The organism is Acinetobacter lwoffii (assembly GCF_022809915.1).
GTDB lineage: Bacteria > Pseudomonadota > Gammaproteobacteria > Pseudomonadales > Moraxellaceae > Acinetobacter > Acinetobacter lwoffii_M.
The window spans coordinates 60,695-83,888 of the sequence record NZ_JALGQY010000010.1; the positions used below are offsets into that span (position 1 = coordinate 60,695).

Consider the following 23,194-nt stretch of genomic DNA (forward strand, 5'->3'; position numbering starts at 1 on the left):
AAAAGTGGAAGAATCAAATTTATTTTATAAAATGAAATCCCCGATTAGTGCATTCTAAGGATGATCCTAGCTTATAGAACAGACTAATGATCCAGCTTTAATTCGCCGTTGACTGGGCTGGTTGAGTGTCTGGCTTAAATACATTCCAGGGATTTTCTGTCGCAGGCTTGGGCTTATTCAGCATATCTGGATGATAGACCTCAATCCGGTTTCGGCCAGACTTCTTGGCCTGATACAAGGCAATATCGGCTTGTTTGATCAGGTCTTCCAGGGGTTGGGTATGGGATTCCAGTTCTGCTACACCGATCGAAATGGTGAACCGGATGGCATGATTGGGTTCGACATAAATGTACTGCTTTTGAATTGCACAACGAATTCGTTCTGCAATCACCCAGCTGTCTTGCAGCTGAGTATCTTCTAGGAGGGCGATAAATTCCTCCCCACCAAAACGTGCCAGTACATCGCTATGCCGCATTTCTTTACGGGTCACCTCAGCAATCAGTTGTAGCACCCGATCACCGACATCATGCCCATAGCTATCATTAATATTTTTAAAATGATCCACATCAAACATCAACAGGCAGCTACTGGCATGTTTAGGCCATTGATGAATAGAGCGTTCAGCCATATCGACAAAATGGCGACGGTTGTAGAGCTGGGTCAAATCATCGGTATGGGCCAGATTCTTTAAGGTTTGATAGTTCCATTCATCAAGCAGGGAGCGCAAAAAAGAACGCCGCACATTTAGAATATTATTCCAGTTAATATAAATACTAAAAAACCACAGTGGACTAAAGACCACGCTAAAAATAAAGGCTTGAGAAGCACTCATGAACTGGGATACCCCAAGCATGATAAACAGGGCGATCAAGATGGAGCAATAGACCGCGACTTTAAACTGGGTCTGTATACAGAGATTGGCGATGAGAATAAAGATCGCAGAGGCGTAAATATAGGTGGCAACATGGGGACTGGTTGAAAGCGCGAGTAAGCCAATCCAGGCCGCTGCAGCCACAGTGGTGCCTATCGGCAAGATTCTGTCCAGAATCTGAATATTTTTATGTTTTTTAAACAGGTAATAACAGCAAAACATGGCGCCCAGAACCAGAACGACGCGCATCAGACCAGAAATAAAAAACATGTCTGGAATAATCAGAATATCGGCAAAGAAATACAGTAAAAAGGCAATTTGCGCCAGATAGTTAATTTGACGCAAGTTATGATGACTATGCGTATAGACATAATCATGAAAATACTGCTGAAACGGGGCAGGAATACGGGCATGAGGATCTGTTAGCGCCTGTTCAATCAGCTGACGGTTCTGCAGATCACATTCAGATAATTTCAGTGATTTATCGGTCGTCGAATTTTGAAAAGATACATTCGCCGTTGAATATATATTCTCATTCTGAGCAGACATGTCCTGGTCCAGTGTTATTTTTATAGGTGCCTATTATGCCGTGGTTGAGTAAAAAATAACCTCCCAAAAATTGGGTATCCGGGAAGTTTTTAAAGCTAAAACGTAACAAAATTTGTGTTTTGTAAAATTGAAAGTGATTGAAATACATGAATAATCATCTTATTCATTGGGATATTTGGTTGTTATGGATTCGTTTCACGTGAAACATAAATGACATTCCTGATCTTCAGTTTATTTAAACTCATAACTCCATGTGCCTAAATCATGATTGCCTTGCTAAAACTTAATTTTGGGGGCTTTGGATACAAATCCCATCTGCCTTTCAGGATTTAAATTAATGAGACTAGTGAGGAGTTTTATACGTATCTAAATATTTCCAGGGATAGATTTTGCCCATAGACCCTGTACATTGTCCTGAACAGAGAGGCATCTTGAATCGGTCAAATGCATGTCTCACCCACTCAAAAGTAGAATGAAAATGCCGAGGTAAGCTCAGCCATGTCGAATAATAGTGATATTGAACTGTCGAATTCCGATGATTGTGAAAAGTATGTGAATCAGTTTATTCAGGAGTTTCCTTTACGTCGCGCGGAAATCGGACAGGGCACCGTGATTAAACGTGCCTTGCCAAGCAGACATAAGCGCATGATTGGTGCCTGGTGTTTTCTGGATCATGCGGGTCCGGCCATTTTCCCGCAAGGAGATGGTCTGGATATCGGACCACATCCGCACATTGGTCTGCAGACCTTTACATGGATGATCGAAGGCAGCATGATGCACAATGACAGTCTGGGAAATCAGCAGTTGATTCGTCCCAAGCAGGTCAATCTGATGACCTCGGGTTATGGCATTTCACATACCGAAGTCTCTCCTGAAAGTGAGACACATATGCATGCAGCACAGTTATGGATTGCCTTGCCGGATGACAAGATCAATATGGCACCAGGTTTTGAACATTATCCTGAATTGCCGGTCGTCAATGAGCAAGGCATTGAATTTACCGTGCTGGTCGGAGAATATTTAAAAACGAGATCACCGGTTAAAGTACATAGCGAACTACTCGGAGTAGACCTGTATGCAGCTCAAAGTACTAGTGCGCGCTTGCCTCTGAATCCGAAATTTGAATATGGCTTTATGGTGCTTGAGGGGACGGCCAGTATAAATGGGCATGAACTAAATGAAGATAATATGCTGATCCTGGAGCCCGGCTTACAGCAGGTCAATGCTGAAGTTCATGCCGGGAGCCGGGTGCTATTGATTGGTGGGGAGCCATTTGAAAGCCCGATTTTACTGTGGTGGAATTTGGTCGGGCGCACGACAGAGGAACTTAAAATTGCGCGGGAACAATGGATTGAAGGTCATGAACGTTTTGGTTCCATTCCTGCCTATGATGGACCACGTTTAGAAGCGCCCGCATTTCCAGACCAGATGCGGGCTTCCCGATAAATGCTAAAAATGATGGGAATATGGAACGCTGTCTGAGTTGAACTCAAATAATGAATCTGCAACATAGGATACATATCATTACAGTCATCAAAAAATGAGCTAGAGTCTGCTGCTTTTTGCTATGCTCAGTGGGCAAAAACAATAAAATCATGAGTCTAATATGCGTGTTTTACATCATCTCGAACAATCACGATCATTTCGTATCCTGTGGGCCATGGAAGAATTAGGACTGGATTACGAGGTTAAATACTATAAACGTCAGCCCAACCTTTCTGCGCCACCGGCCTTAAAACAGATCCATCCGTTGGGCAAAGCCCCGATTCTGGTCGATCAGGGTCAGGTACTGGCAGAATCTGCGGCGATCCTGGAATATTTGCAGGAAACTTATGATGAAAAGCAGCAGTTTCGCCCAGAAGATATTGCCGACAAGGCCCAGTACCGTTACTGGATGCATTATGCGGAAGGCTCGTTAATGCCGCTGCTGGTGATGCAACTGGTAATGACCACAGTGCCTAAACATACGCCTTTGCTGATTCGACCTGTGGCCAAGAAAATCTGTGATGGGGTGAAAAAGCAATTTGTACAGAGCCGTTTAAAAGATCATATCCAGTTTCTGGAAAGCTATTTGAGTGAGCATGATTATTTTGCCGGGCATTTCAGTTTTGCCGATATTCAGATGAGTTTTCCTTTGGAGGCCATGCAGAGCCGGACGGGTCAAAGCTATCCAGCGATTCAAGCCTATCTTAAACGGGTGTCGCAACGTGCTGCCTATGCGCGTGCACTGTCCAAAGAAAAACAGATCAGCTCTTAAACGCTTAAAAGAAAAGGTGCCGATGGCACCTTTTTTGATGGTTATATTACTCTGGAAAGCTGAGACGTTCTTTAGGGAAAACTACCTTAAAAATAGAACCCTGGTTTTCCTTGGACTCAATTTCCAGATGTGCCTGATGCTGCATCAGCACATGTTTAACAATTGCCAATCCCAAACCGGTACCACCAGTCCGGCGGCTGCGGTCTGAATCGATGCGGTAAAAACGCTCAGTCAGTCGTGGCAGATGTTTGGGATCAATACCGATGCCGTTATCTTGCACCACAAAATAGGCCGATTCACCGTCATCATGCCAGCCGATGGTGATGGTACCGCCTTTAGGCGTGTACTTGATGGCATTGGTGATCAGATTACTAAAAGCGCTGGCCAGTTCCATATCTGAACCGATCAGATCGCAATGACTGTCAATGTCCAGATTCAGGGTATGACCATAATCAATATTATAGGCCTGGGCATCATCGAATAGCTGGTTCATCAGACTCGGCATTTCAATGATCTGGTTTTTGGCAATATTCTTATCATTTTCCAGACGTGACAGCAGCAGCAGGTCGTTGACCAGAGCATTCATGCGTCGGGTTTGCGACTGCATCTGATCAAAAGCGCGTTTCCAGCGTGGATTAATATCTTCCTGATCGGTAAAGGTTTCAATATAACCGCTGAGTACGGTCAAAGGAGTGCGCAGTTCATGTGAAATATTGTCGACAAAATCCTTTCGCATCTGTTCCAGATTGTGCATCCGGGTCACATCATAAGCGACCAGTACCCGACTTTCTCCGCCAAAACGGGTCATTTTGACCTGCACATAATGGTCTTCAAACAGCGAAGAACGCATTTTCAGGCCGTCCGGGGATTCATCAATATGGTGATAGTATTCGATAAAGCTTGGTTGGCGTAACAAGGTCAGGATATTACGGCGACGGTCATCACTGGAGATTCCGAGCAGACGTTCGGCTGCCGGATTCCACCATTCAATCTGCTGGTTTTCATCAAGTAGTACCACGGCTTCTTGCAAGGCCACCAGCGAAGATTGTGCACGATCAATCAGTTCGACCATTTCTGCCTGAACAATCCGTTCCTGACGTTGGGCGCGATAAACATTGAAAAGCAGTGCACCCCAAATTCCGCCAATATTAGGCGGAACATCATAGGGGCGATTGGAAATCCATTCATTGACCAGATATAAGGAACGCATTTGGGTCGCAAAGAACGCCACGAAGGCAATTACGATACAAATCCAGAAATACCCAATCCCAAAACCGATAAAGCTGGCGATAATCAGGAAAAAAGCCAGTAAGCGTAAATCCTGCTTCGCAAAATCCCATAAACTGCTGTAACGGATTCTTTTATGTTCGCGTGCCAGTTCGGGGACAGGGTAGGGTTCATACATAAAACAAGATTTACCTTAAAAGATATTAACCTAAAGCGACATCTGAACGGGTCGAAAAGCGATAGCCCGTTCCGCGAACGGTCTGTACAAAACGGTCTACACCATAAGGTTCCAGCACTTTACGCAAACGGCGGATATGCACATCGATGGTCCGGTCTTCAATATAGACGTTACCGCCCCACACCTGATCCAGCAATTGCGCACGGGTATAGGCACGTTCCGGATGGGTCATAAAGAATGCCAGCAAACGGTATTCAGTCGGCCCCATTTCCAGAATGTTATTACCAAAATTCACCCGCTGGCTGACCGGATCCAGAATCAGGCCATTGGCATCAATGGTTTTTTCACCGCTTAGGGCATTGGCGCGGCGCAGTACCGCCTTAATCCGCGAGACCAGTTCCCGCGTCGAGAATGGTTTGGTCATGTAGTCATCGGCACCGGCATCCAGACCTTGTACCTTGTGGTCTTCTTCACCGCGCGCTGTGAGCATGATCACCGGAATTTCTGACAGGCTTTCATCACGTTTCAGACGACGACACAGGTCCACACCGCTGACACCACCCGGCATCATCCAGTCCAGCAAAATCAGTGCCGGACGCTGATCCACAATCATCTGATGCGCCTGCTTGGCATCTTCTGCCTGTAAGCACTGAAAACCGGCCATATCCAGAGAGGTATGGATCATTTCCCGAATCGGGAGCTCGTCATCGACGATTAATATGTAGTCATCTTTCACAACGCAATACCCTATTTCATGTAAACGGTGAACCGTTTTATATTTATGACAGGCTTATTACAAAGACTAATTATGACAGTATCATTGCAGAAAGGGAAAAACTGCTGAAATTCGCAAAGATTTGTGACAAATATAGCGCAGAAACTTGTTAAAAAATCATAAATTAATTTTACTCATTTCCGTAGTACAGCATAAATCTTCAACTCACTGGTAAATGCAGGAAAGCCTATTAAGCACAGGATTTAACAGCTATTTTTTCTCGGAAAATGACTCGAGCAGCGCCAAAAAAACCACACTACAAGACGATAAAACTTCCTCAAGCGAATGCTTAAAACCGCTCATCACCCAACGAATGGCAATTTGGGTGACATAGCCATTTAAACCGGTCGACACCAGGGAAATTTCCTGCTCGCTGCGATTTAACTGAGGCATCATCAACATGACAAAGGCATGAATCATGCGGTCGAAACGTGACATGGTTTCATGAATAGTGGCCTGATTATGCAGCTCCTGTACCAGCATGGCATCGATATAAATGATCCGTGCCATACGTGGATTGTCACGCAGGGTAGTGAGCAGCGCACTCAAACCGGCTTCGATCATTTTTTTCGGATCGGTCGATGCCTGCATCATGGCCTGCATGACATTCTGTTGCAGTTCATCAATCAGTTTTAAGAAAATGGTCTGAAACAGATCTTCGCTTTTCTTGAAGGATTCATAAAAATAACGTTCGGTTAGTTTGGCTTCATTACAGATATCTTTGACGGTAACTGAAAAAAAACCATAACTGCCATAGGCTTCAATTCCGGCTTCGATCAGTTTTTCACGACGTGCCTGCTGCCGTTCAGCCATTGACAGGCCTTTAAACTGACGTTCCTTAGTTTTGGAGGGTCGTGATTTTGCTGCTGAGTCGATTGAATCGGTCATAAGGCCTGTGTGCTCATCGGCATGAAGATTTTAAATATCTTAGCAATAAATCACGCTTAGACCTATATGGAAATGCTGCCCTGAAATTTGGCCTCTAAGGACATGGGATAATTATTGACAATCTATATTGTCAAAACTATATTGAGGATCTGTACTAGCTCCTGAAACAACAGAACAAGATCCTGCTGTCATGGAATGGCAGTTCTTTACATAAGGAAATTGAATGAAAAATTTTAAAAATAAAGTCGCTGCGATTACCGGTGCAGGTTCGGGTATTGGCCAGCAACTGGCAATATTACTGGCCCAGCAGGGTTGTCACTTGGCGCTGAGTGATATCAATGAACAAGGTCTGGCACAAACGCTTGAATTGCTCAAAGAGAGTGATGTTCGTGTGACTATCCAGAAAGTGAATGTGGCTGAACTGGAGCAGGTGCGTAATTGGGCGGCACAGGTCGAACAGGATCATGGCAGTGTCAATATGATCTTTAACAATGCCGGCGTTGCACTGGGTTCAACCGTTGAAGGGGCATCTTATGAAGAACTGGAATGGATTGTCGGAATCAATTTCTGGGGTGTAGTTTACGGAACCAAAGAATTCTTACCTTTGATCAAGAAAACTGGCGATGGTCATATCATCAATATTTCCAGCCTGTTTGGTCTGACCGCTCAACCGACCCAGTCTGCTTATAATGCGACCAAGTTTGCGGTACGTGGTTTTACTGAATCCTTGCGTCAGGAACTGGATCTAGAAAATTGTGGAGTGAGTGCACTGTGTGTACATCCGGGCGGTATCCGCACCAACATTGCTAATGCGGCAAAAATGAATAACAGCCTGCTGACTTTAGGTATGAATCCGGAAAAATCAGCCCGTAATTTTAATAAATTATTGCGTTGTCCACCTGCAGAAGCTGCCCGTCAAATTCTGGAGGCGGTACAGAAGGACAAGCGCCGTCTGCTGATCGGTAATGATGCCAAAGCAATTGATCTGATTCAGCGAATCTTGCCAACCGGTTATCAGCATGTCACTGCACTGGCGACCCAGTTTGGCAAAAAGAAGAAAAAGTCTGCTTAAGAAATTGCAAAACAGACCCGCGAAAGCGGGTTTTTTTATCGCTGTGATAGGGGCTAATTTTTTGCAAATGAGAGTATTAACTCCTGTAATGCTTTAGGCACGTAAAAAAACCTGCATCTAAATCAACGCTTCAACCGTTTTTTTCTTCCAGACCAACTGGTAATACAGTCCCTGCAAAATACACAGGCTGACAAAGGCCAACGCGTAGGCATACCAGATACCTTCCAGACCCCACCACCGGCTAAACAGATAAGCGGCGGGAACTTCAATACAGAGAATGGCAAAAATATTAATCAGCATTGGCATGGTCACCGTTCCACTTGAACGCATGATCGAAGCAAAAATGGCACTGGCACCAAAGAACAGAATCGACCACAGCACAATAAACAGCAGTTGTTGTCCCAGTACTACAACCTTAGGATCGGTAATAAATAAGGCCATCAAATATTTGGAGAACAAATAAGCCAGAATCACCAGACCGCCGGTAAACAGGATATTCATACTCAGCGCAGTCCGGGTAACTTTATTGAGCAGATCCGATTTACCTGCGCCAATCGCTTGAGCACCAAATACAGACGCGGCAATCGCAATCGACAAAGCGGGAAATTGAATATAATTTAAGACCTGATTGACCGCACCATAAGCGGCTGTTGCTTCTGCGCCATAACGATTGACCAGCCCGACAATCACCAGTCCGGCAACTGAAGTCGTGACCATTTGTACCCCAGTCGGAACCCCCAGTTTCAAGATCATTCTGCTCAACTGTGGCTGATGACGAATATTTTTTAATAAAGCCCAGTCGAGCTTGAGCGGGTGCTGTCTATAGTTCAAATACAGGATTAAAAACAACAGGACCGCCAGATTTCCCAGAATGGTGGCAATCGCCGGCGAGATAATGCCCATTTTAGGAAAGCCAAAATAACCGGCAATCAGGACCGGTGTCACCACTAAACCCACCCCAATGGTAAGTGCGGAAGCAAACAGGGGGGTGGTACTATCCCCAACGCCACGCAAGATGGAGGTATAAATAATATAGATAAAAATTAAGGGACTACCCGCCAGCATCCATTGTACATAGGGCAAGGACAAATGCATTACATCAGGATCTGTGCCAAGGGCCAAAAGAATATTCTCAGCAAAAATTACCCCGAAAAGCGCAATCAAACTTCCGCCAATCAAGGTCATAAATAAAGTTGAACCGACCACACAGCGCACTTTTTCTATATTTTTTCCACCCCAAGCCTGTCCAATCAATACGGTAGAACCGGCAGATAAACCAATCACAAAGGCCATCAGACAAAACAGGATCGGGAAAAAAACGGCAACAGCAGCAATCGCATTCACTCCGAGCATTTGTCCCACAAAAACCGTATTGATCGTGCCGGAGAGACTTTGCAGGATATTGGTCGCAATTAATGGCAGCAGAAACACCAGAAAGGCTTTCCATAAATTCTGTTGATGAATCAGTGAGTGCTGTGCCATGCGACATCCTGTGATTGAATTATCATCTATTTATTGATGCAGCTATTATTCGGCAGAATGTAAAAAAAAGCCTTAGCTTTTAAGTAACTAAGGCATTTATTTTATGAGATTTTTAGTTAAAAAAATCAGTTAAACCTTTGAAAGAATTTGACCTGCCTGAATCAAGGTTTGTTCTTTTTTTGCAAAGCAAAACCTGAGCAAGCGTAAATCTGTAGGAGGATGCTGGTAGAACGCAGAGACTGGAATCGCGACAATCCCATGTTGTTCTGCCAGAAAATGGCACATGGATAAATCATCGAGCTCAGGCCGAATCTCTGAATAATCTAAGTTCTGGAAATAAGTCCCTTGAGAAGGTGTCCATTTAAAGCGTGACGTTTCAATGGATGAGTTAAATAAATCCCGTTTGTTTTGATAGAAAGAGGACAGTTCAGGTATATGCTCAGGATGCAGTTGCATATATTCCGCTAAGGCAACCTGAACGGGCGTCACACCACAGAAACTGGCAAACTGATAAATCTGTCTGAACATTTTCATCAGTGCGGGTGCAGCAATACAAAATCCGATTTTCCAGCCAGTGACATGGAAGGTTTTACCAAAAGAACCAATCACAAAACTCCGCTCACGAAGTTCTGGAAATGACCAGGCCGAATAGTGCTGAACGCCGTCAAAAACCAGATGTTCGTAGACTTCATCGGACAGCACCACAATATTGCGCTCGCGAATCAGCTCGATCAGTTGCTGCCAGTCTGCCTTGGACCAGACACTACCACTCGGGTTATGTGGCGTATTCACAACAATCATGCGGGTGCGGTCATTAATGGCATCTTTGACCTGATTCCAGTCCACAGAAAAATCAGGATGCTGCAAAGCAATATGTACTGGCTTTGCCCCGACCAGTTGTACCGCAGGGCCATAACTGTCATAGCTGGGATCGAAAATAATGACTTCTTCCCCGGCACGTACCGTGGCTTGAATGGCACAAAAAATCGCAATTGTCGCCCCAGGGGTAATCGTGATTTCCTCGACAGGGTCAATAATCAGTTGATCACGTTGCTGATAGAGATCTGCCACCAGACTTCGCAAGACTGGCAGACCATCTCCTGGTGCGTACTGGTTAAATCCATTCTGGCTGGCCCGGTTTAAAGCTTCAATCAAGGCAGGAGGCGCTGCAAAGTCCGGAAATCCTTGAGAAAGATTCAAGGCTCCGAGTTTTTGTGCCAAGGCCGACATGGTACTAAAAATGGTCACGCCCAAATCGGGTAATTTAGAAGGGAGTTCCAGCATGTCCTTGGCCTTGAAGAATGAGATCTGAATGAGTGTAGCAGCAAGTTCCGTATAGGATAATCGGAAAAATAGGGAATATTGAGCAATATTTTTAATTAAGATGTACCACATGCAATTTAAGATTTTTAATTGAAGGGCCATAAATTAAAGGCCTAATTATGTGAAATGCATCGTGAACTGGACGAAATGGATAACTTTTCCTAAAATCTGCCGCACAATAATAAAGCTTAAAATTATAACTATAAAATGCCAAAACCTATCCATATGCTGGTGGAGCAGCTCGGGCTTAAGCGACAGCATCGTGCGCTACATTTACAGTTTTCACATCCTCCTTTAAATCATCAGGTTTTGATTCAGCGTATTGAGGGTCAGCATCAGATCAATCAAGGCCTGCAGGCTGAACTGATCTGTCTTTCCACTCATGCTCATATTGCCTTGAAACAGTTTATCGGCTGTCGGGTGGCCATTGATCAGGTCACAGACCGGGGTGAACTTTTCCGGACTACGGGCATTATTACTGCAGCCAGTCAAGGGCAGAATGATGGAGCTTTGACCCTGTATAAATTGACGCTAAATGATCCGACTGCACTCTGGCAGAAGCGCCGTAACAGTCGGGTTTTTATGAATAAGACGGTGCGCGAGATCAGTGAAATCCTGTTCAGTGAATGGCAAAACAGAAGTGTATTATTCGCGGCCAGTCTCAGCCTGGATTTGACAGGACTCAGCCGGGACTATGATGTCCGGCCTTTTGTGATGCAGTCGAATGAATCGGATTATGATTTTCTGACCCGTTTATGGCGTAGCGAAGGAATTAACTGGCTGATCGATGAAAAGCAATTAACCGTGCCTGTATCAGCCAGCGAGATTCAAGCTCAGCTTTTAAAACTGATAGATCATTCCCAATATTTTTCAGCTTTAAAACGCCGCTCCATCCGGTTTCATCGCAGTCATGCCACCGAACAGCTCGACACGCTGAACAGTCTGATTGCGGTACGTCAGCTCAATCCGAATAGTACCCAAACCCAGCGCTGGCATGCCCAGCAACTTGCCCAGGATCAAAGCCAGCCTTTATTCAGTAATCATCAGCAAAGTGATATCCATGCAAATGCCACTCTTCAGCTTGAAGATGCGTGGAACATCAGTCCGGCTTGGACCGGCGACTTAAATCATGAGGATCAGGTGACAGCATCTGGTATAGCCCAACTGGATCGACTCAATCAGCAGCTCAGTGACTATCATGCTTTGCAGTCTAAATATTTTAAAGCCAGTAGCAGCGTACGAGATGCTCAGGTTGGATACTGGTTTGAACTGCAACAGCATCCTGAAATTGATCAGCATCCTGCCCATCAACGTGAATTTCTGATTTTAGCTAAGCGGTTTTATAACCAGAACAATTTACCCAAAGATATCTTATCTCAGCTGGACAGTTTGCTTGAGAAGAGCGGCTGGCAGATGACACAGGAGGAACGACAGGCCAATGAACTACAGATGGTGCGCCGTGAAATCCAGGTTGTTCCTGAGTACCACCCCTTCATTCATCGGCCTGCTGCATATCCGCAACGGGCTCGAGTGGTCGGACCTGAAGGTGAAACGATTCATGTCGATGCATGGGGGCGGGTGAAAGTTCGTTTTCTGTTTACCCGGAGTGAGGATCATCAGCATGATGGCGGCGCAGGTAGCAATGACAATGATAGCGATTCTGCTTGGGTGGATGTTTTGACCCCTTGGGCGGGTGAGGGTTATGGCATCAGGTTGCATCCGCGAATTGGCGAAATTGTAGTGATTGACTTCTTTGAAGGTGATATCGACCGGCCCTTTGTGGTGGGACGGATTCATGAAGCAGAACGGCATCCGACCATGTTTGATGCAAAAGGAGAACTTCCTGCGACCAAAAAACTCAGTGGCATCCGTTCTCAGGAGGTCGATGGGGATGGCTTTAACCAGTTGCGTTTCGATGATACCCCTGAACAGATTAGTGCGCAGCTGCAAAGTAGTCATGCAGCCAGTCAGCTCAATCTGGGAAATCTAAGCCATCCTAAAGAAAGTGAAAGCAGCGAAGGTCGAGGAGAAGGTTTTGAACTAAGGACAGACCAGTGGGGTGCCATACGTGCAGGAAAAGGCTTATTAATCTCCACTTATCGGCAAGATTCAGCAGCAGGCAATCACCTGGATGCGAGTCGTGCCAAAGAGCAGATTGAATCGAATCTCGATCATAGTAAAGCCTTGAGTGATATTGCTGAACAACAGCAGACTGATCCGCTGCAATTTTTTGATAGTTTAAAACAGTTTCTGAGTCAGATTGAAGCTGAAGATCAAGCCAAGGCCATCACATTTAAACAGGCCGTGATGTTATTAACTGCCCCCCAAACGATTGCACTGAGCACAAATGAAAATATTCATTTATCCGCTGATCAGCAAATCAATCAGAGTGCCGGGAATAATATTCATTTATCCACACAGAAATCTTTAGTTGCTCATGCACAGGACAAGATCAGTTTATTTGCTGCTCAAGAGGGTGCGAGTCTCTATGCTGCTCAAGGAAAAATTGAACTACAAGCCCAAGATGACGCAATTGAAGCGATCGCCCGCAAGGTAATCAAGCTTATTTCGACTGAAGACAAGATCGAAATCACCAGTCCGAAGGAGATTGTACTGACCGCTGGAGGGTCTCAAATTAAAATCAATGGGGGTGGAGTGGTGGTCACAACTGGTGGGAAATTTGAGTGTAAGGCAGGGCAGCATCTGTTTGCGAAAGGTCAAAATATTATTGAATCAAAAATAAATCTTCCAAAAATGAAAACATTATTTAGTAATAAAATTAACTATCAGTGGACTAACCAGTCTACAGGAGAAAAAGAAATTTTTATTCTAAATAAGTTGGATGGGAACTTAATTAAAACCAAGAAGTCTGTATTAAATGAAAATAATCAATTAAGTACATTGAGATTCTATACCTCTCAACCCACAGATTTCGTGGCTTTAGGATTTAATTCTTTACAAACTCATCTCATTCAAGACTTAGATAATGAAAGTATTGATGAACTATTGAATGAGATAGAAGAAAGGGATTTAGAGGATGATGTATATACTGAAGAGGATGTCGAATGATGGGCAATTTAGTTACCATAACATCAAAAATTTATGATGCTTCAGGAAAATATGTCATTAATTTAAAAGTTAAATCACGCTATAAAGGTTCATCGAGAGAAAACACAAATAAAACAGATAAAGATGGTTTATTTATATTTCAGGGTTCACCAAATCGAACTGTGGAAATTTTAGCTAAGCCACCCAATACGGAAAATTATATCGTTATTAAAACGATTGATTCTTCAATTATTTCTTCTAGAAAGAATCCTGTAAAAGTATCCTTGCCTAAAAGTATAGAGGAGTATCATAAAGAAAAAGTGATGCCTACTACAAAAGGTATAGTTACGACTTTATTTAAAATAATAGACTGCAATGAGAAAATATTAACGAGTTTCCCGGTAAAATCTCGCCCTAAAGGAAAACAAAGTTCATTTGAACGTCATACTAATGAGCAGGGCATTGTAGAGGTGGTATCTTCACCTAATCGAGATATTGAAATTCTAGTTTTGACTTCAAATGATGAGTTTGCTCTAAAAGGTGCTGTTAACTCTAAGAATGGCTCTCAAATACCAAAAATAATTAAACTAGATGAACCCTATGAAAGCTTTAAAAGTGAATCAAATATCCAGATCGTAGATAGAGAGGGAAATAATTATATTGTTGAAAATACAAAAGTTGAAATATTCTATTTAGAAAGGGGGCGAAAGGAGATTATAAATACTTCTAATGGGAAATTTTCATTTCTAAGCATGATTGGGGAAAAAATACAGATCACGGTATTTAAACCTGATGGAACGCCTTTAAAATCTGAAAATTATCTAGCCAAAAGGATGAGAGAAAGTTTAATTAGATTAACCTTGGATGTGGATGTAATTAAGGGAGATACGGTAGAAGGTAAACCTAGTGTTGAGAAAAAAATTGATGAAAAAATTCTCATTACTATGGAGCAAATGCAAAAAATGTGGCCCGGAGTGTCCAGTGAGAAAATGCAACCTATCATGGATGAATTGAATAAAAACTTACAAACTTATAAATTAGATACACGATTAAGACAAGCACATTTTTTTGGACAAATTTTTGGTGAAATAGGAGTTAAATTTATTTTACGTGAAGATATATCAAATTATACAGCCAAGAATTTAATAGCTTTGTCTTCCTACTATAAAAAACGTCCAAAAGAAGCTGAAAAGGATGCAAAGTTATCACCTAAAAATTTAAAAATTAAGACTATTACGAATAAATGGTACATGGATAAAAATAGATCACCTAATTTAAGATTAGGAAATATTTATGAGGGGGATGGTTATAAATTCTTAGGAAGAGGTCTAAAACAAACTACTGGCAGATATAATTATTCAGTATTAACTGAGATGTATCCGAGAGTATGGCCTAATGATGGAAATCCAAATTTCACAGAAGATCCTCAATTACTTGAACAGTCAAAATATGCTGCTAGATCAGCAATAATATTTTGGTTAGATAAAAAATTATATCAAATTGCAGATAAGGGAGAGGATGAAAATCATATTGATAAAATTACAAGAGTGATTAATCTATATGCTCCAAATAAAGAACAAAGAAAATTATATTTTAAAAAGGCACGTAGGATTTTTATATAGGTAATTATATGGGTAAAATTATTTTTGGTTTTTTATTATGTATTTTTTCTACAATTTCTTTATCTTCAAATAATGATAAATGTAGTGGTTATCAAAAATATACTTTAAGTGTTTTTGAAAAAAATGATATAACTTTTTTATCTAAAAATTGTGTAATTGATCCTCAGACACAATATGTTAAAAATTTTTTTGAACTCCAAAAGGAAAAAATATTTATTAACAAGTTATATGGGAGAATTGGAAATGGTTCTGGTGTTGAATTAAAAGCTGTAAGTATTTATAGGAAGTCTAAAGAACCAATCTTGATTACCTTGTATACTGAAAACTACTGTTGTTATCCTCAACCTTCTGGAATTTTATATACTGTTGAATTGCACAAAATAACTAAGAAAGATAAAAAGATTGTTTTAAAGTCAATAACGAATATTTTAGGAGATAATTCTTCAGGATTAGAAGGAGTCTCAGATGATTATTTGCATTATGAATTAAAAAATATTTCTTTAATAAAAGAATGGTTAGATAAAAATTACTATTAACACTGGTGATAATATAACCTCAATTATGGATAAGGATTTTTTTTATAAATAAATATACCTTATCCATAGCTTATATTGATTTTATCAAGTTTTTAGAAGCAATTACTAAATAATTATAATTGCTTCTATATAGTATAGTTTACCCTTCCAAAACCTCTTCCAGCAACTCCTCACTCGGTGCAAAGTAATAGGCACCATCTAGAGGTGTTACGAAATGAAGCAGACGATCATGAATTCCATCGCCAGAGGTACCAAAAATACGTTCTAACATAGCATCGATAATCGTAAGGTCTTTGGTGTAGGCAATAAAGAATAGACCCTGGTCACCACGTCCATCACCATAAGGCAGAGAATGACGTAGGATTTCCATTTCTTCGCCTTCTTCATCTTCCACTACAGTACGTGACACGTGCGCATTTTCAGGTTTGACTTCATCATCCAGCTCAATCGATTCAAGCTTGGTACGACCCATAACCTGTTCCTGAGTATCAACTTTTAGCTTTTTCCATTTTTCCAGGTTATGCGCGTAACGCTGGGCAAAAATAAATGAACCATCTTGGAAAATACCTGAATCTTCACCTAATAATGCGACTTCAGCACGATCATCCGGGAATTGCGGATTTTCAGTTCCATCAATAAAGCCAGTAATGTCACGACCATCAAAATATCGGAAGCACACTCGCTCATCCAGCACTTGAACCTGGTCCTGAATGCCTTCAAAAAAAGCCTGACTGAGTGCAAAGCAGATATCAGCCCGAGCACTGGCAATATGAATTAACATATCTGCTGGAACAGCCGGCATTTCAAATGAACCATGAATAGGTTCAAGCTGTTTAAATCCTGCCGGACTTTGCGAATATAGGGTTGACCAGAGTTCATGACCAAAGGCCACCGCTGTTTTAATTTGGGCTTGAGGATGTTGCGTGATCAGGCGATCACGAGAAGTAAAAAGATGTTCGAGTTGTTTTTTTAATTTTTCAATACTCAAATCTTTAAGACGTAACACAATAAAGCGAGCATGATCTGAAGGAAGTGGCAAGATTACCGATTGGGCTGTCATTCATGGCTCCTGTAAGGATAGATCCTGTTTTTAATGTACATATTGTGCCTGAAGCTAGACAGAGTGAATAGTACAGTGCCTTATATTTAAGCAGGTTTTTAGCCTGATTTTATTGGAAAATTCATATAATATTGGGTGAGTTTTGCTGAGTGAAATTTTCATGTCCTATCAAATGTGGTTTGCTTATATGCTGGCCTGCTGGGTGATTAGTGTGTCTCCGGGCGCAGGAGCGATTGCTTCCATGTCGAGTGGACTGAATTATGGTTTTCGGCATGGTTACTGGAATGCGCTGGGCCTGCAACTGGCATTATTGGTACAGATTGCAGTGGTTGCGGCAGGCGTGGGAGTTTTGTTTGCGACAACCCCATGGGCATTTTTAGTGGTGAAATGGTTTGGTGTCGGCTATTTATTGTATTTGGCTATTTTGCAATGGAAAGCACCTGTACAATCTATCGAAATTAAACATGAATTGGCGCGAAAATCGAGAGGGAAACTGGTACTGCATGGTTTCTTGGTTAATATCACTAATCCTAAAGCCATCGTATTTTTACTGGCCGTCTTGCCGCAATTTCTGGATTTGTCTAAGCCACAATGGATTCAGTATTTGATTATGGCTGCGACAATGGTGACGATTGATCTGATTGTGATGGCGGGTTATACCGGATTGGCTGCTAAAGTTTTAAGGCTGCTTAGATCGCCGAAACAACAAAAAGTCATGAACCGGACTTTTGCCGGGTTATTTGCCGGCGCTGCATTTTTATTGAGTTTGGTGCATCAATAAAGAGTCTTTGCTCTCTCCTTAAAGGAGAGAGGCGGAATAGATCATTAGAAAATCATAATGATTTAAAAGAAAGATTAATTCAGCTTTTTAAACTTCTGCACACAGAAGATCAGTGCAAATAGCACCGCCATGGTCAGTACAATGGTTAAACCAGTCGAAGTATTGAGACCGGCACTCGACCATAGGCCCACGGTCACCCCAATTTGCGCAATCACGAATGCCCAGATCACCATTTGTTTGGGTGAGTGTGCAAGGAGTCGTGCGGTCAGGGCAGGGATCACCAGTAATGCCCCCATCAAGAGTGAACCGACTGCTTTCAGCGCAAGCACGGTAAATAATGCCAATAACAACATAAAGATCAGGCGTTGCCATTTGGCATTTACACCTTCACTGACCGCCATGTCCGGATCAATTGCGATTTGAATCTGCGCTTGCCAGCTTTTATAGAGAACGGCTAAGGCCAGAATAATCACGATAGCAAAGGTGGGTAAGTCCGCCCAGGAAATCGTCAGTAGATCACCAAATAGATAGCTGAGAAGTTCCGGTCTTAAACTCGGTAAATGCTGAATGAACAATAGACCTGAGCAAAGCAGTGTTGCTGAACACAGCGCCAGCAAGGCATCATTCGGCAGGCGCGGATCATGCAGTACCCACAAAATCCCTACCAATAATAAGGCAATAAAAGTTACACCCATCCACAGCGGTAAACTTAAAGCCCCAGCAATGGCAACACCGAGTAAAGTACCGTGTGCCATAGTGTCAGCAAAAAATGACATACGTCGCCAGAGCATGAGACAGCCCAATGGGGCAGTCAGAAATACCAATAGCGTACCCATGATCCATGCAGGTAAAAGGAGTTGTAACCAATCCATCATGGTTTAAGCTTCCGGCTCGGGGTGAATATGAGGACGTGAGTCATGCTGACAGGGGGTGGCAGAATCCCCATGTGCGCAATGATCATGATGATGCTGATAGAACACCCGGTTAGTGCCAAAAATTGCCTGGTATTCCGGATGTTGCTGCACGCTTTCTGGCAGGCCGCTACAACAAATATGTTTGTTTAAGCAGACCACACGAGTCGTACCTTGCATCACCCATTGCAGGTCATGTGAAACCATCAGTACGGCACAGCCATATTTTTCCGGCAAGTTACGCACATATTCATACAGTTCAGCTTCGGACTGGATGTCTAGACCCTGCATCGGTTCATCGAGAACTAAAATATCCGGCTGGCGTAATAAGGCGCGGGCCAGTAGCACCCGCTGACGCTCACCGCCAGACAACTGCTGAACTTTAGAATCTTGCAGTTTACTAATGCCGGTATCGCGAATAATTTCGGTTTTAATCTGGGACGGGCATTTTTCTAGTGCCAATAAATCTTTCACTCGTAGCGGCAAGCTATGGGATGGATTGAATTTTTGTGGCACATAAGAAAATTTCAGCTTGCGCGCAGTTTTGATCTCACCTGATTGCGGTTTCAAAATGCCCAGCATGACTTTAATTAAGGTCGATTTACCAGCGCCATTGGGACCGATCAGTGTGACAATTTCTTTCTCTTGTAACGAGAAATCAATGGCTTTTAAGATATCGCGCTCATCGATCTTGACCCAGATCTTGGAGAGCTGAATCAGGGGAGAGGCACTTAAGCTTTGTTGCGGCACTGCTGACAAATTCCTGAAATTTCGATAATGCTGTGATGTGCCGTGAAGTCGTCCGAGCTGGCCAGTGCATCGAGTTGATCGAGCAAGCCCTGAGCCGACGCTTCTTTCACGGCTTTACATTCGGTGCAGATTAAAAAAGCGGCCTGATGACCTTCACGCGGATGGCAACAGGGAATATAGGCATTGATCGAGGTCAGGCGATGAATCAGCCCTTTGCTTAATAAAAAATCCAGAGTGCGATACACCGTTGGTGGTGCTGCAGGACGATCACTGGCATTTTTCATTTGTGCCAGCAGGTCATAGGCACCCATCGGGCCATGCGCATTCAGAATGAGTTCCAGCACTTCTTTACGTAAAGGTGTAAGGCGTGCGCCGCTTGCTGCACAAAGACTTTCCGCTTCAGCAAGACGTTGTGCGACATTGGGATGGTCGTGCACGCCGTGCAATGCGTTGTGGTGTTCGTGCGAACAGGAACCCATAGTTCACCTCAAGTGCGAAACTGAAAATTAATAGATTTCAAATCTTAACATGAAGCGTTCTGAGTTTCGATTGGGCATAGGTATTTTTGTATTTTTGTTATATTATAACACTTCCTGATTTTATCGTTTTTAAGTGATTTCTACTCATGTTCCGTCTCCTTGCAATCAGTCTGCTGGCATTGTTCAGTACACTCAGTTGGTCACAAAGTCTGGTGGTGTCTACGCAGCCGATCTATCTGATTGCCAAGAAAATTACCCAAGGTGTGGAACAGCCGACTTTATTGCTGGCCAACCAAAGTGGACATGATGTGAGTCTGACTCCGGCGCATCGAAAAACTATTCAGAATGCAGGTCTGGTGATCTGGCTGGGTCAGGCGCATGAAGCACCCTTGGCCAAAGTGCTGAATGAAAGTAATAAAGGCATTGCACTGTTAGACTCGGGGATATTGACCACCTTGCCGATGCGTAATCCGCGTGGCGAGGCCTTAAAAAATACGGTAGACACGCATGTCTGGCTCGATCCGAATAATGCAGTGCGGATTGGTTTCTTTATTGCGGCGCTACGTTCGCAGCAATTGCCGGAGCATCGTGAACGCTACTGGAAAAATGCCCGTGACTTTGCACAAAACATGTTTGCGACGGCCCAGCGTTATAGTTCAAGCAACAAAGCCAAACCCTATTGGTCTTATCACGATGCCTATCAGTATCTGGAACGCCCACTCAATTTAAAATTCATGGGTGCGCTGACCGATGATCCGCATGTTTCGCCAACCGTAGCCCAAATCAAGTTTTTACAGGATCATCGTCCACAACGCAAAATGTGCCTGCTGGCCGAAGGTCATGCCAGTGAAAACCAGTACCGCAAACTCAATCCGGTACTGTTCCAGCATGTCGATGAAAGCATGAGCGGGGCAGGGGACTTTGTGCAGGCTTGGCAGCAATTGGCCACAGAAACCCAGAAATGTGTACTAAATGCACGCTAATGATTTAAAAAATAGACAGATTTTGATTGGTTTAACAGCAGTGACCCGATTTAAAAAAACACGACTAAGGTCGGGAAAAGATTGCATGTTCAGGGGTGTAACTCTATAATGCCTGCGATTAAAAATAATCACCTGTTAAACTTGTCAAGCATGATTGCTGTGAGTGAATAAATAATGAGCCGAACTAGTCGCTTGATTGACCGACGATTAGCGAAAGCTTTGGTCCTCCTGCAAGCCTGTATGATCCCTGTTTCAGCCTTGATCGGCTGGGTCGTGAAAGACTCAACCGCAGCCTTGAGTGCAGCATTAGGTGCACTGGTATGTTGGCTCGCGACTTGTTATTTTTCGTGGCAATCGTTTCGAGCAGCAGGAGCCCGCGCGTCTAAACAAGTTCTTTCGAACATGTATAAAGGCTTGATGGGAAAGTTTGCCATTGTGATTGTTGGTTTCATTTTAATTTTAAGCAATGTTAAACCGTTGTCAGCGGTGGCGTTGTTTTGTGGTTTTATACTTGTTCAAGCCATGTCGTGGGTCGCTCCGTTTTGGGCGTCACGTCTACAAAAATGAGTATAAGCACAACAAGAAATTGAAAAGTTTTTCAGGAGCAGGCGAGATATCAAGCAGCACGCGATATTCGTTTGTTCTATTAGTTTTTTGACATTGACCAGGTGTGATTTATGGCTGCTGAAGAACATGCCCTTACTTCGACCGAGTATATCAAGCATCACTTGACCAACATGACCTATGGCAAAATGCCGGACGGTACGTGGAAATTGGCCGAGAGCGGTGCTGAAGCTCAACAGATGGGGTTCACTGCTATTCACTTGGATTCAATGGGTTGGTCTATCGGACTGGGTCTGATTTTCTGTTTGTTGTTCTGGTTGGTTGCGAAAGCGGCTAATGCTGGTGTTCCTACCAAGTTCCAGTCTGCAATTGAAATGATTATCGAGTTTGTAGATTCAAGTGTACGTGATACCTTCCACGGGAAGTCTCGATTAATTGCACCCTTAGCATTAACCATTTTCGTGTGGATTTTCCTCATGAACTTGATGGATTTGATCCCTGTTGACTTTATTCCTTATGTAGCTCAACACGCGATTGCTTCTATGCTGGGTGTAGACCCTCATCAGGTTTACTTTAAAATTGTTCCGACTACAGATCCAAACATTACCCTCGGTATGTCTATTTCTGTATTCTTCTTAATTATTTTCTATAGTATTCGTGAGAAAGGTGTTGGCGGCTTCGTTGGTGAGTTAGCACTGAACCCATTTAACCCAAGTAATCCAGTTGCTAAAGTGCTTTTAATTCCATTCAACTTATTGTTGGAATTGACTACTTTCTTGGCGCGACCAGTTTCATTGGCTCTACGACTGTTCGGTAACATGTATGCGGGTGAGTTAATCTTCATTCTTATCGCGTTATTACCGTTCTGGATCCAGTGGGCGTTGTCTGTGCCTTGGGCGATTTTCCACATTTTGATTATTACGCTACAAGCATTCATTTTCATGATGTTGACTATCGTGTACATGAGTATGGCAAGCGAAAAGCATTAATGGTATTGCCTAACTGTCAACGGATGGTTGGGCACACAATTTTTTAACTTAATTTGGTATAAAACCTAACCTCTGAGGAATTATCATGGAACTCACTTTAGGTCTAGTTGCAATTGCATCTGCTATCTTGATCGCTTTCGGTGCTTTAGGTACTGCGATTGGTTTTGGTCTTCTAGGCGGCCGTTTCCTTGAAGCTGTAGCTCGTCAACCAGAATTGGCTCCACAACTTCAAACTCGTATGTTCTTAATCGCGGGTCTTCTTGATGCTGTGCCTATGATCGGTGTTGGTATTGGCTTGTTCTTCATCTTCGCTAATCCATTTGTAGGTTAATCAGCTTAATTCCGAAATTCACTATTTGAGGAATTTGCAATGAATATCAACCTCACATTGTTTGGCCAAGCGATTGCGTTTGCGATTTTTGTCGCATTCTGCATGAAGTTTGTATGGCCACCACTAATCAATGCGATTAGTGAACGTCAGCGTAAAATCGCTGATGGCTTAAATGCTGCTGAAAAAGCGAAGGCTGACCTTGCAGATGCGCAAGCACAAGTGAAAGCTGAGTTAGACGCGGCAAAAGCACAAGCGGCTCAATTGATCGAACAAGCGAACCGTCGTGGTGCACAATTGATCGAAGAAGCGCGTACCCAAGCTGCGGCTGAAGGTGAGCGTATTCGTCAACAGGCTAAAGAAGCTGTTGATACTGAAATCAATGCTGCTCGCGAAGAATTGCGTCAACAAGTGGCTGCTCTTGCAGTAACTGGTGCTGAGAAAATTCTTAGCCAGCAAGTTGATGCAGAAGCTCACAATGCCATGCTGACTCAGCTGGCTGCTAAACTTTAAGAGAGGCG

General features: G+C 43.1%; 22 protein-coding genes. 12 read left to right on the plus strand and 10 right to left on the minus strand.

Features of this window, described 5'->3' with window-relative positions; all coding sequences use genetic code 11:
* Positions 1–97: 97 nt before the first annotated feature.
* Complete coding sequence (locus MTX11_RS07110; protein ID WP_243474742.1) at positions 98–1,420, minus strand: GGDEF domain-containing protein; 1,323 nt, start codon at positions 1,418–1,420, stop codon at positions 98–100.
* Positions 1,421–1,918: 498 nt separating this feature from the next.
* Here MTX11_RS07110 and MTX11_RS07115 point away from each other — a divergent pair, with 498 nt between their 5' ends.
* The gene (locus tag MTX11_RS07115; protein WP_243474743.1) at positions 1,919–2,866 is read left to right on the plus strand and encodes a pirin family protein; all 948 of its coding nucleotides are present in this window, start codon (positions 1,919–1,921) and stop codon (positions 2,864–2,866) included.
* A gap of 160 nt (positions 2,867–3,026) precedes the next feature.
* Entirely contained in the window at positions 3,027–3,677 is a 651-nt protein-coding gene (locus MTX11_RS07120; RefSeq protein WP_005265446.1) for a glutathione S-transferase family protein, read from the plus strand.
* 46 nt (positions 3,678–3,723) lie between these two features.
* Here the strand turns inward: MTX11_RS07120 and phoR are convergent, their stop codons facing one another.
* The 3 genes from phoR to MTX11_RS07135 all read right to left on the minus strand — a co-directional run bounded on the left by phoR (position 3,724) and on the right by MTX11_RS07135 (position 6,745).
* A complete protein-coding gene (phoR, locus tag MTX11_RS07125; protein WP_191112477.1) occupies positions 3,724–5,082 on the minus strand; it encodes a phosphate regulon sensor histidine kinase PhoR in 1,359 nt (452 codons plus the stop codon).
* A 25-nt stretch (positions 5,083–5,107) separates the two neighbouring features.
* Positions 5,108–5,818 (minus strand): phosphate regulon transcriptional regulator PhoB, encoded by a 711-nt coding sequence (phoB, locus tag MTX11_RS07130; RefSeq protein WP_004280972.1) that lies wholly within the window; start codon positions 5,816–5,818, stop codon positions 5,108–5,110.
* A 249-nt stretch (positions 5,819–6,067) separates the two neighbouring features.
* The gene (locus MTX11_RS07135) at positions 6,068–6,745 is read right to left on the minus strand and encodes a TetR/AcrR family transcriptional regulator (RefSeq protein WP_191112478.1); all 678 of its coding nucleotides are present in this window, start codon (positions 6,743–6,745) and stop codon (positions 6,068–6,070) included.
* 223 nt (positions 6,746–6,968) lie between these two features.
* Between MTX11_RS07135 and MTX11_RS07140 the strand changes: the two genes are divergently transcribed.
* Entirely contained in the window at positions 6,969–7,817 is an 849-nt protein-coding gene (locus tag MTX11_RS07140; RefSeq protein ID WP_191112479.1) for an SDR family NAD(P)-dependent oxidoreductase, read from the plus strand.
* A 117-nt stretch (positions 7,818–7,934) separates the two neighbouring features.
* Here the strand turns inward: MTX11_RS07140 and MTX11_RS07145 are convergent, their stop codons facing one another.
* Together MTX11_RS07145 and MTX11_RS07150 are read right to left on the minus strand one after the other, a co-directional pair.
* Positions 7,935–9,299, minus strand: a complete 1,365-nt coding sequence (locus MTX11_RS07145; protein WP_005108395.1) for an MATE family efflux transporter — start codon at positions 9,297–9,299, stop codon at positions 7,935–7,937.
* Between the two features lie 129 nt (positions 9,300–9,428).
* Positions 9,429–10,583: a methionine aminotransferase gene (locus MTX11_RS07150; RefSeq protein ID WP_243474755.1), complete on the minus strand. Its 1,155-nt coding sequence runs from the start codon at positions 10,581–10,583 to the stop codon at positions 9,429–9,431.
* 246 nt (positions 10,584–10,829) lie between these two features.
* Here MTX11_RS07150 and MTX11_RS07155 point away from each other — a divergent pair, with 246 nt between their 5' ends.
* The 3 genes from MTX11_RS07155 to MTX11_RS07165 are packed head-to-tail and all read left to right on the plus strand — an operon-like array spanning position 10,830 to position 15,828.
* Positions 10,830–13,691: a type VI secretion system Vgr family protein gene (locus tag MTX11_RS07155; protein WP_243474744.1), complete on the plus strand. Its 2,862-nt coding sequence runs from the start codon at positions 10,830–10,832 to the stop codon at positions 13,689–13,691.
* Complete coding sequence (locus tag MTX11_RS07160; protein ID WP_243474745.1) at positions 13,688–15,292, plus strand: glycoside hydrolase family 19 protein; 1,605 nt, start codon at positions 13,688–13,690, stop codon at positions 15,290–15,292. Before MTX11_RS07155 ends, MTX11_RS07160 begins: the two co-directional genes overlap by 4 nt.
* An 8-nt stretch (positions 15,293–15,300) precedes the next feature.
* Positions 15,301–15,828, plus strand: coding sequence for a hypothetical protein (locus MTX11_RS07165; protein ID WP_206687192.1), 528 nt, complete (start codon positions 15,301–15,303; stop codon positions 15,826–15,828).
* Between the two features lie 139 nt (positions 15,829–15,967).
* Here MTX11_RS07165 and MTX11_RS07170 read toward each other — a convergent pair whose 3' ends face one another.
* Positions 15,968–16,888, minus strand: coding sequence for a Dyp-type peroxidase (locus MTX11_RS07170; protein ID WP_243474746.1), 921 nt, complete (start codon positions 16,886–16,888; stop codon positions 15,968–15,970).
* A gap of 160 nt (positions 16,889–17,048) precedes the next feature.
* On the opposite strand from MTX11_RS07170, the gene MTX11_RS07175 reads away from it, so the two are divergent.
* Positions 17,049–17,669: a LysE family transporter gene (locus tag MTX11_RS07175; protein ID WP_004280977.1), complete on the plus strand. Its 621-nt coding sequence runs from the start codon at positions 17,049–17,051 to the stop codon at positions 17,667–17,669.
* A gap of 74 nt (positions 17,670–17,743) precedes the next feature.
* On the opposite strand, the gene znuB is transcribed toward MTX11_RS07175, so the two are convergent.
* The 3 genes from znuB to MTX11_RS07190 are packed head-to-tail and all read right to left on the minus strand — an operon-like array spanning position 17,744 to position 19,809.
* Complete coding sequence (gene znuB / locus MTX11_RS07180; RefSeq protein ID WP_005105129.1) at positions 17,744–18,544, minus strand: zinc ABC transporter permease subunit ZnuB; 801 nt, start codon at positions 18,542–18,544, stop codon at positions 17,744–17,746.
* A gap of 3 nt (positions 18,545–18,547) precedes the next feature.
* Positions 18,548–19,330 carry a zinc ABC transporter ATP-binding protein ZnuC gene (znuC, locus tag MTX11_RS07185; protein WP_005105130.1) on the minus strand — a complete coding sequence of 261 codons (783 nt, stop codon included), beginning with the start codon at positions 19,328–19,330 and terminating at the stop codon, positions 18,548–18,550.
* Positions 19,312–19,809: a transcriptional repressor gene (locus MTX11_RS07190; protein WP_004280980.1), complete on the minus strand. Its 498-nt coding sequence runs from the start codon at positions 19,807–19,809 to the stop codon at positions 19,312–19,314. The genes znuC and MTX11_RS07190 overlap by 19 nt, the downstream gene beginning before the upstream one ends.
* Before the next feature lie 146 nt (positions 19,810–19,955).
* Between MTX11_RS07190 and MTX11_RS07195 the strand changes: the two genes are divergently transcribed.
* The 5 genes from MTX11_RS07195 to MTX11_RS07215 all read left to right on the plus strand — a co-directional run bounded on the left by MTX11_RS07195 (position 19,956) and on the right by MTX11_RS07215 (position 23,186).
* Positions 19,956–20,792 (plus strand): metal ABC transporter solute-binding protein, Zn/Mn family, encoded by an 837-nt coding sequence (locus MTX11_RS07195; RefSeq protein ID WP_121980228.1) that lies wholly within the window; start codon positions 19,956–19,958, stop codon positions 20,790–20,792.
* A 174-nt stretch (positions 20,793–20,966) separates the two neighbouring features.
* Positions 20,967–21,359 carry an ATP synthase subunit I gene (locus MTX11_RS07200; RefSeq protein ID WP_004280982.1) on the plus strand — a complete coding sequence of 131 codons (393 nt, stop codon included), beginning with the start codon at positions 20,967–20,969 and terminating at the stop codon, positions 21,357–21,359.
* Positions 21,360–21,469: 110 nt separating this feature from the next.
* Positions 21,470–22,345: a F0F1 ATP synthase subunit A gene (atpB, locus tag MTX11_RS07205; RefSeq protein WP_004644859.1), complete on the plus strand. Its 876-nt coding sequence runs from the start codon at positions 21,470–21,472 to the stop codon at positions 22,343–22,345.
* A gap of 85 nt (positions 22,346–22,430) precedes the next feature.
* A complete protein-coding gene (gene atpE / locus MTX11_RS07210) occupies positions 22,431–22,676 on the plus strand; it encodes a F0F1 ATP synthase subunit C (RefSeq protein ID WP_000424060.1) in 246 nt (81 codons plus the stop codon).
* Positions 22,677–22,715: 39 nt separating this feature from the next.
* The gene (locus MTX11_RS07215; protein WP_004280990.1) at positions 22,716–23,186 is read left to right on the plus strand and encodes a F0F1 ATP synthase subunit B; all 471 of its coding nucleotides are present in this window, start codon (positions 22,716–22,718) and stop codon (positions 23,184–23,186) included.
* Positions 23,187–23,194: the final 8 nt, after the last annotated feature.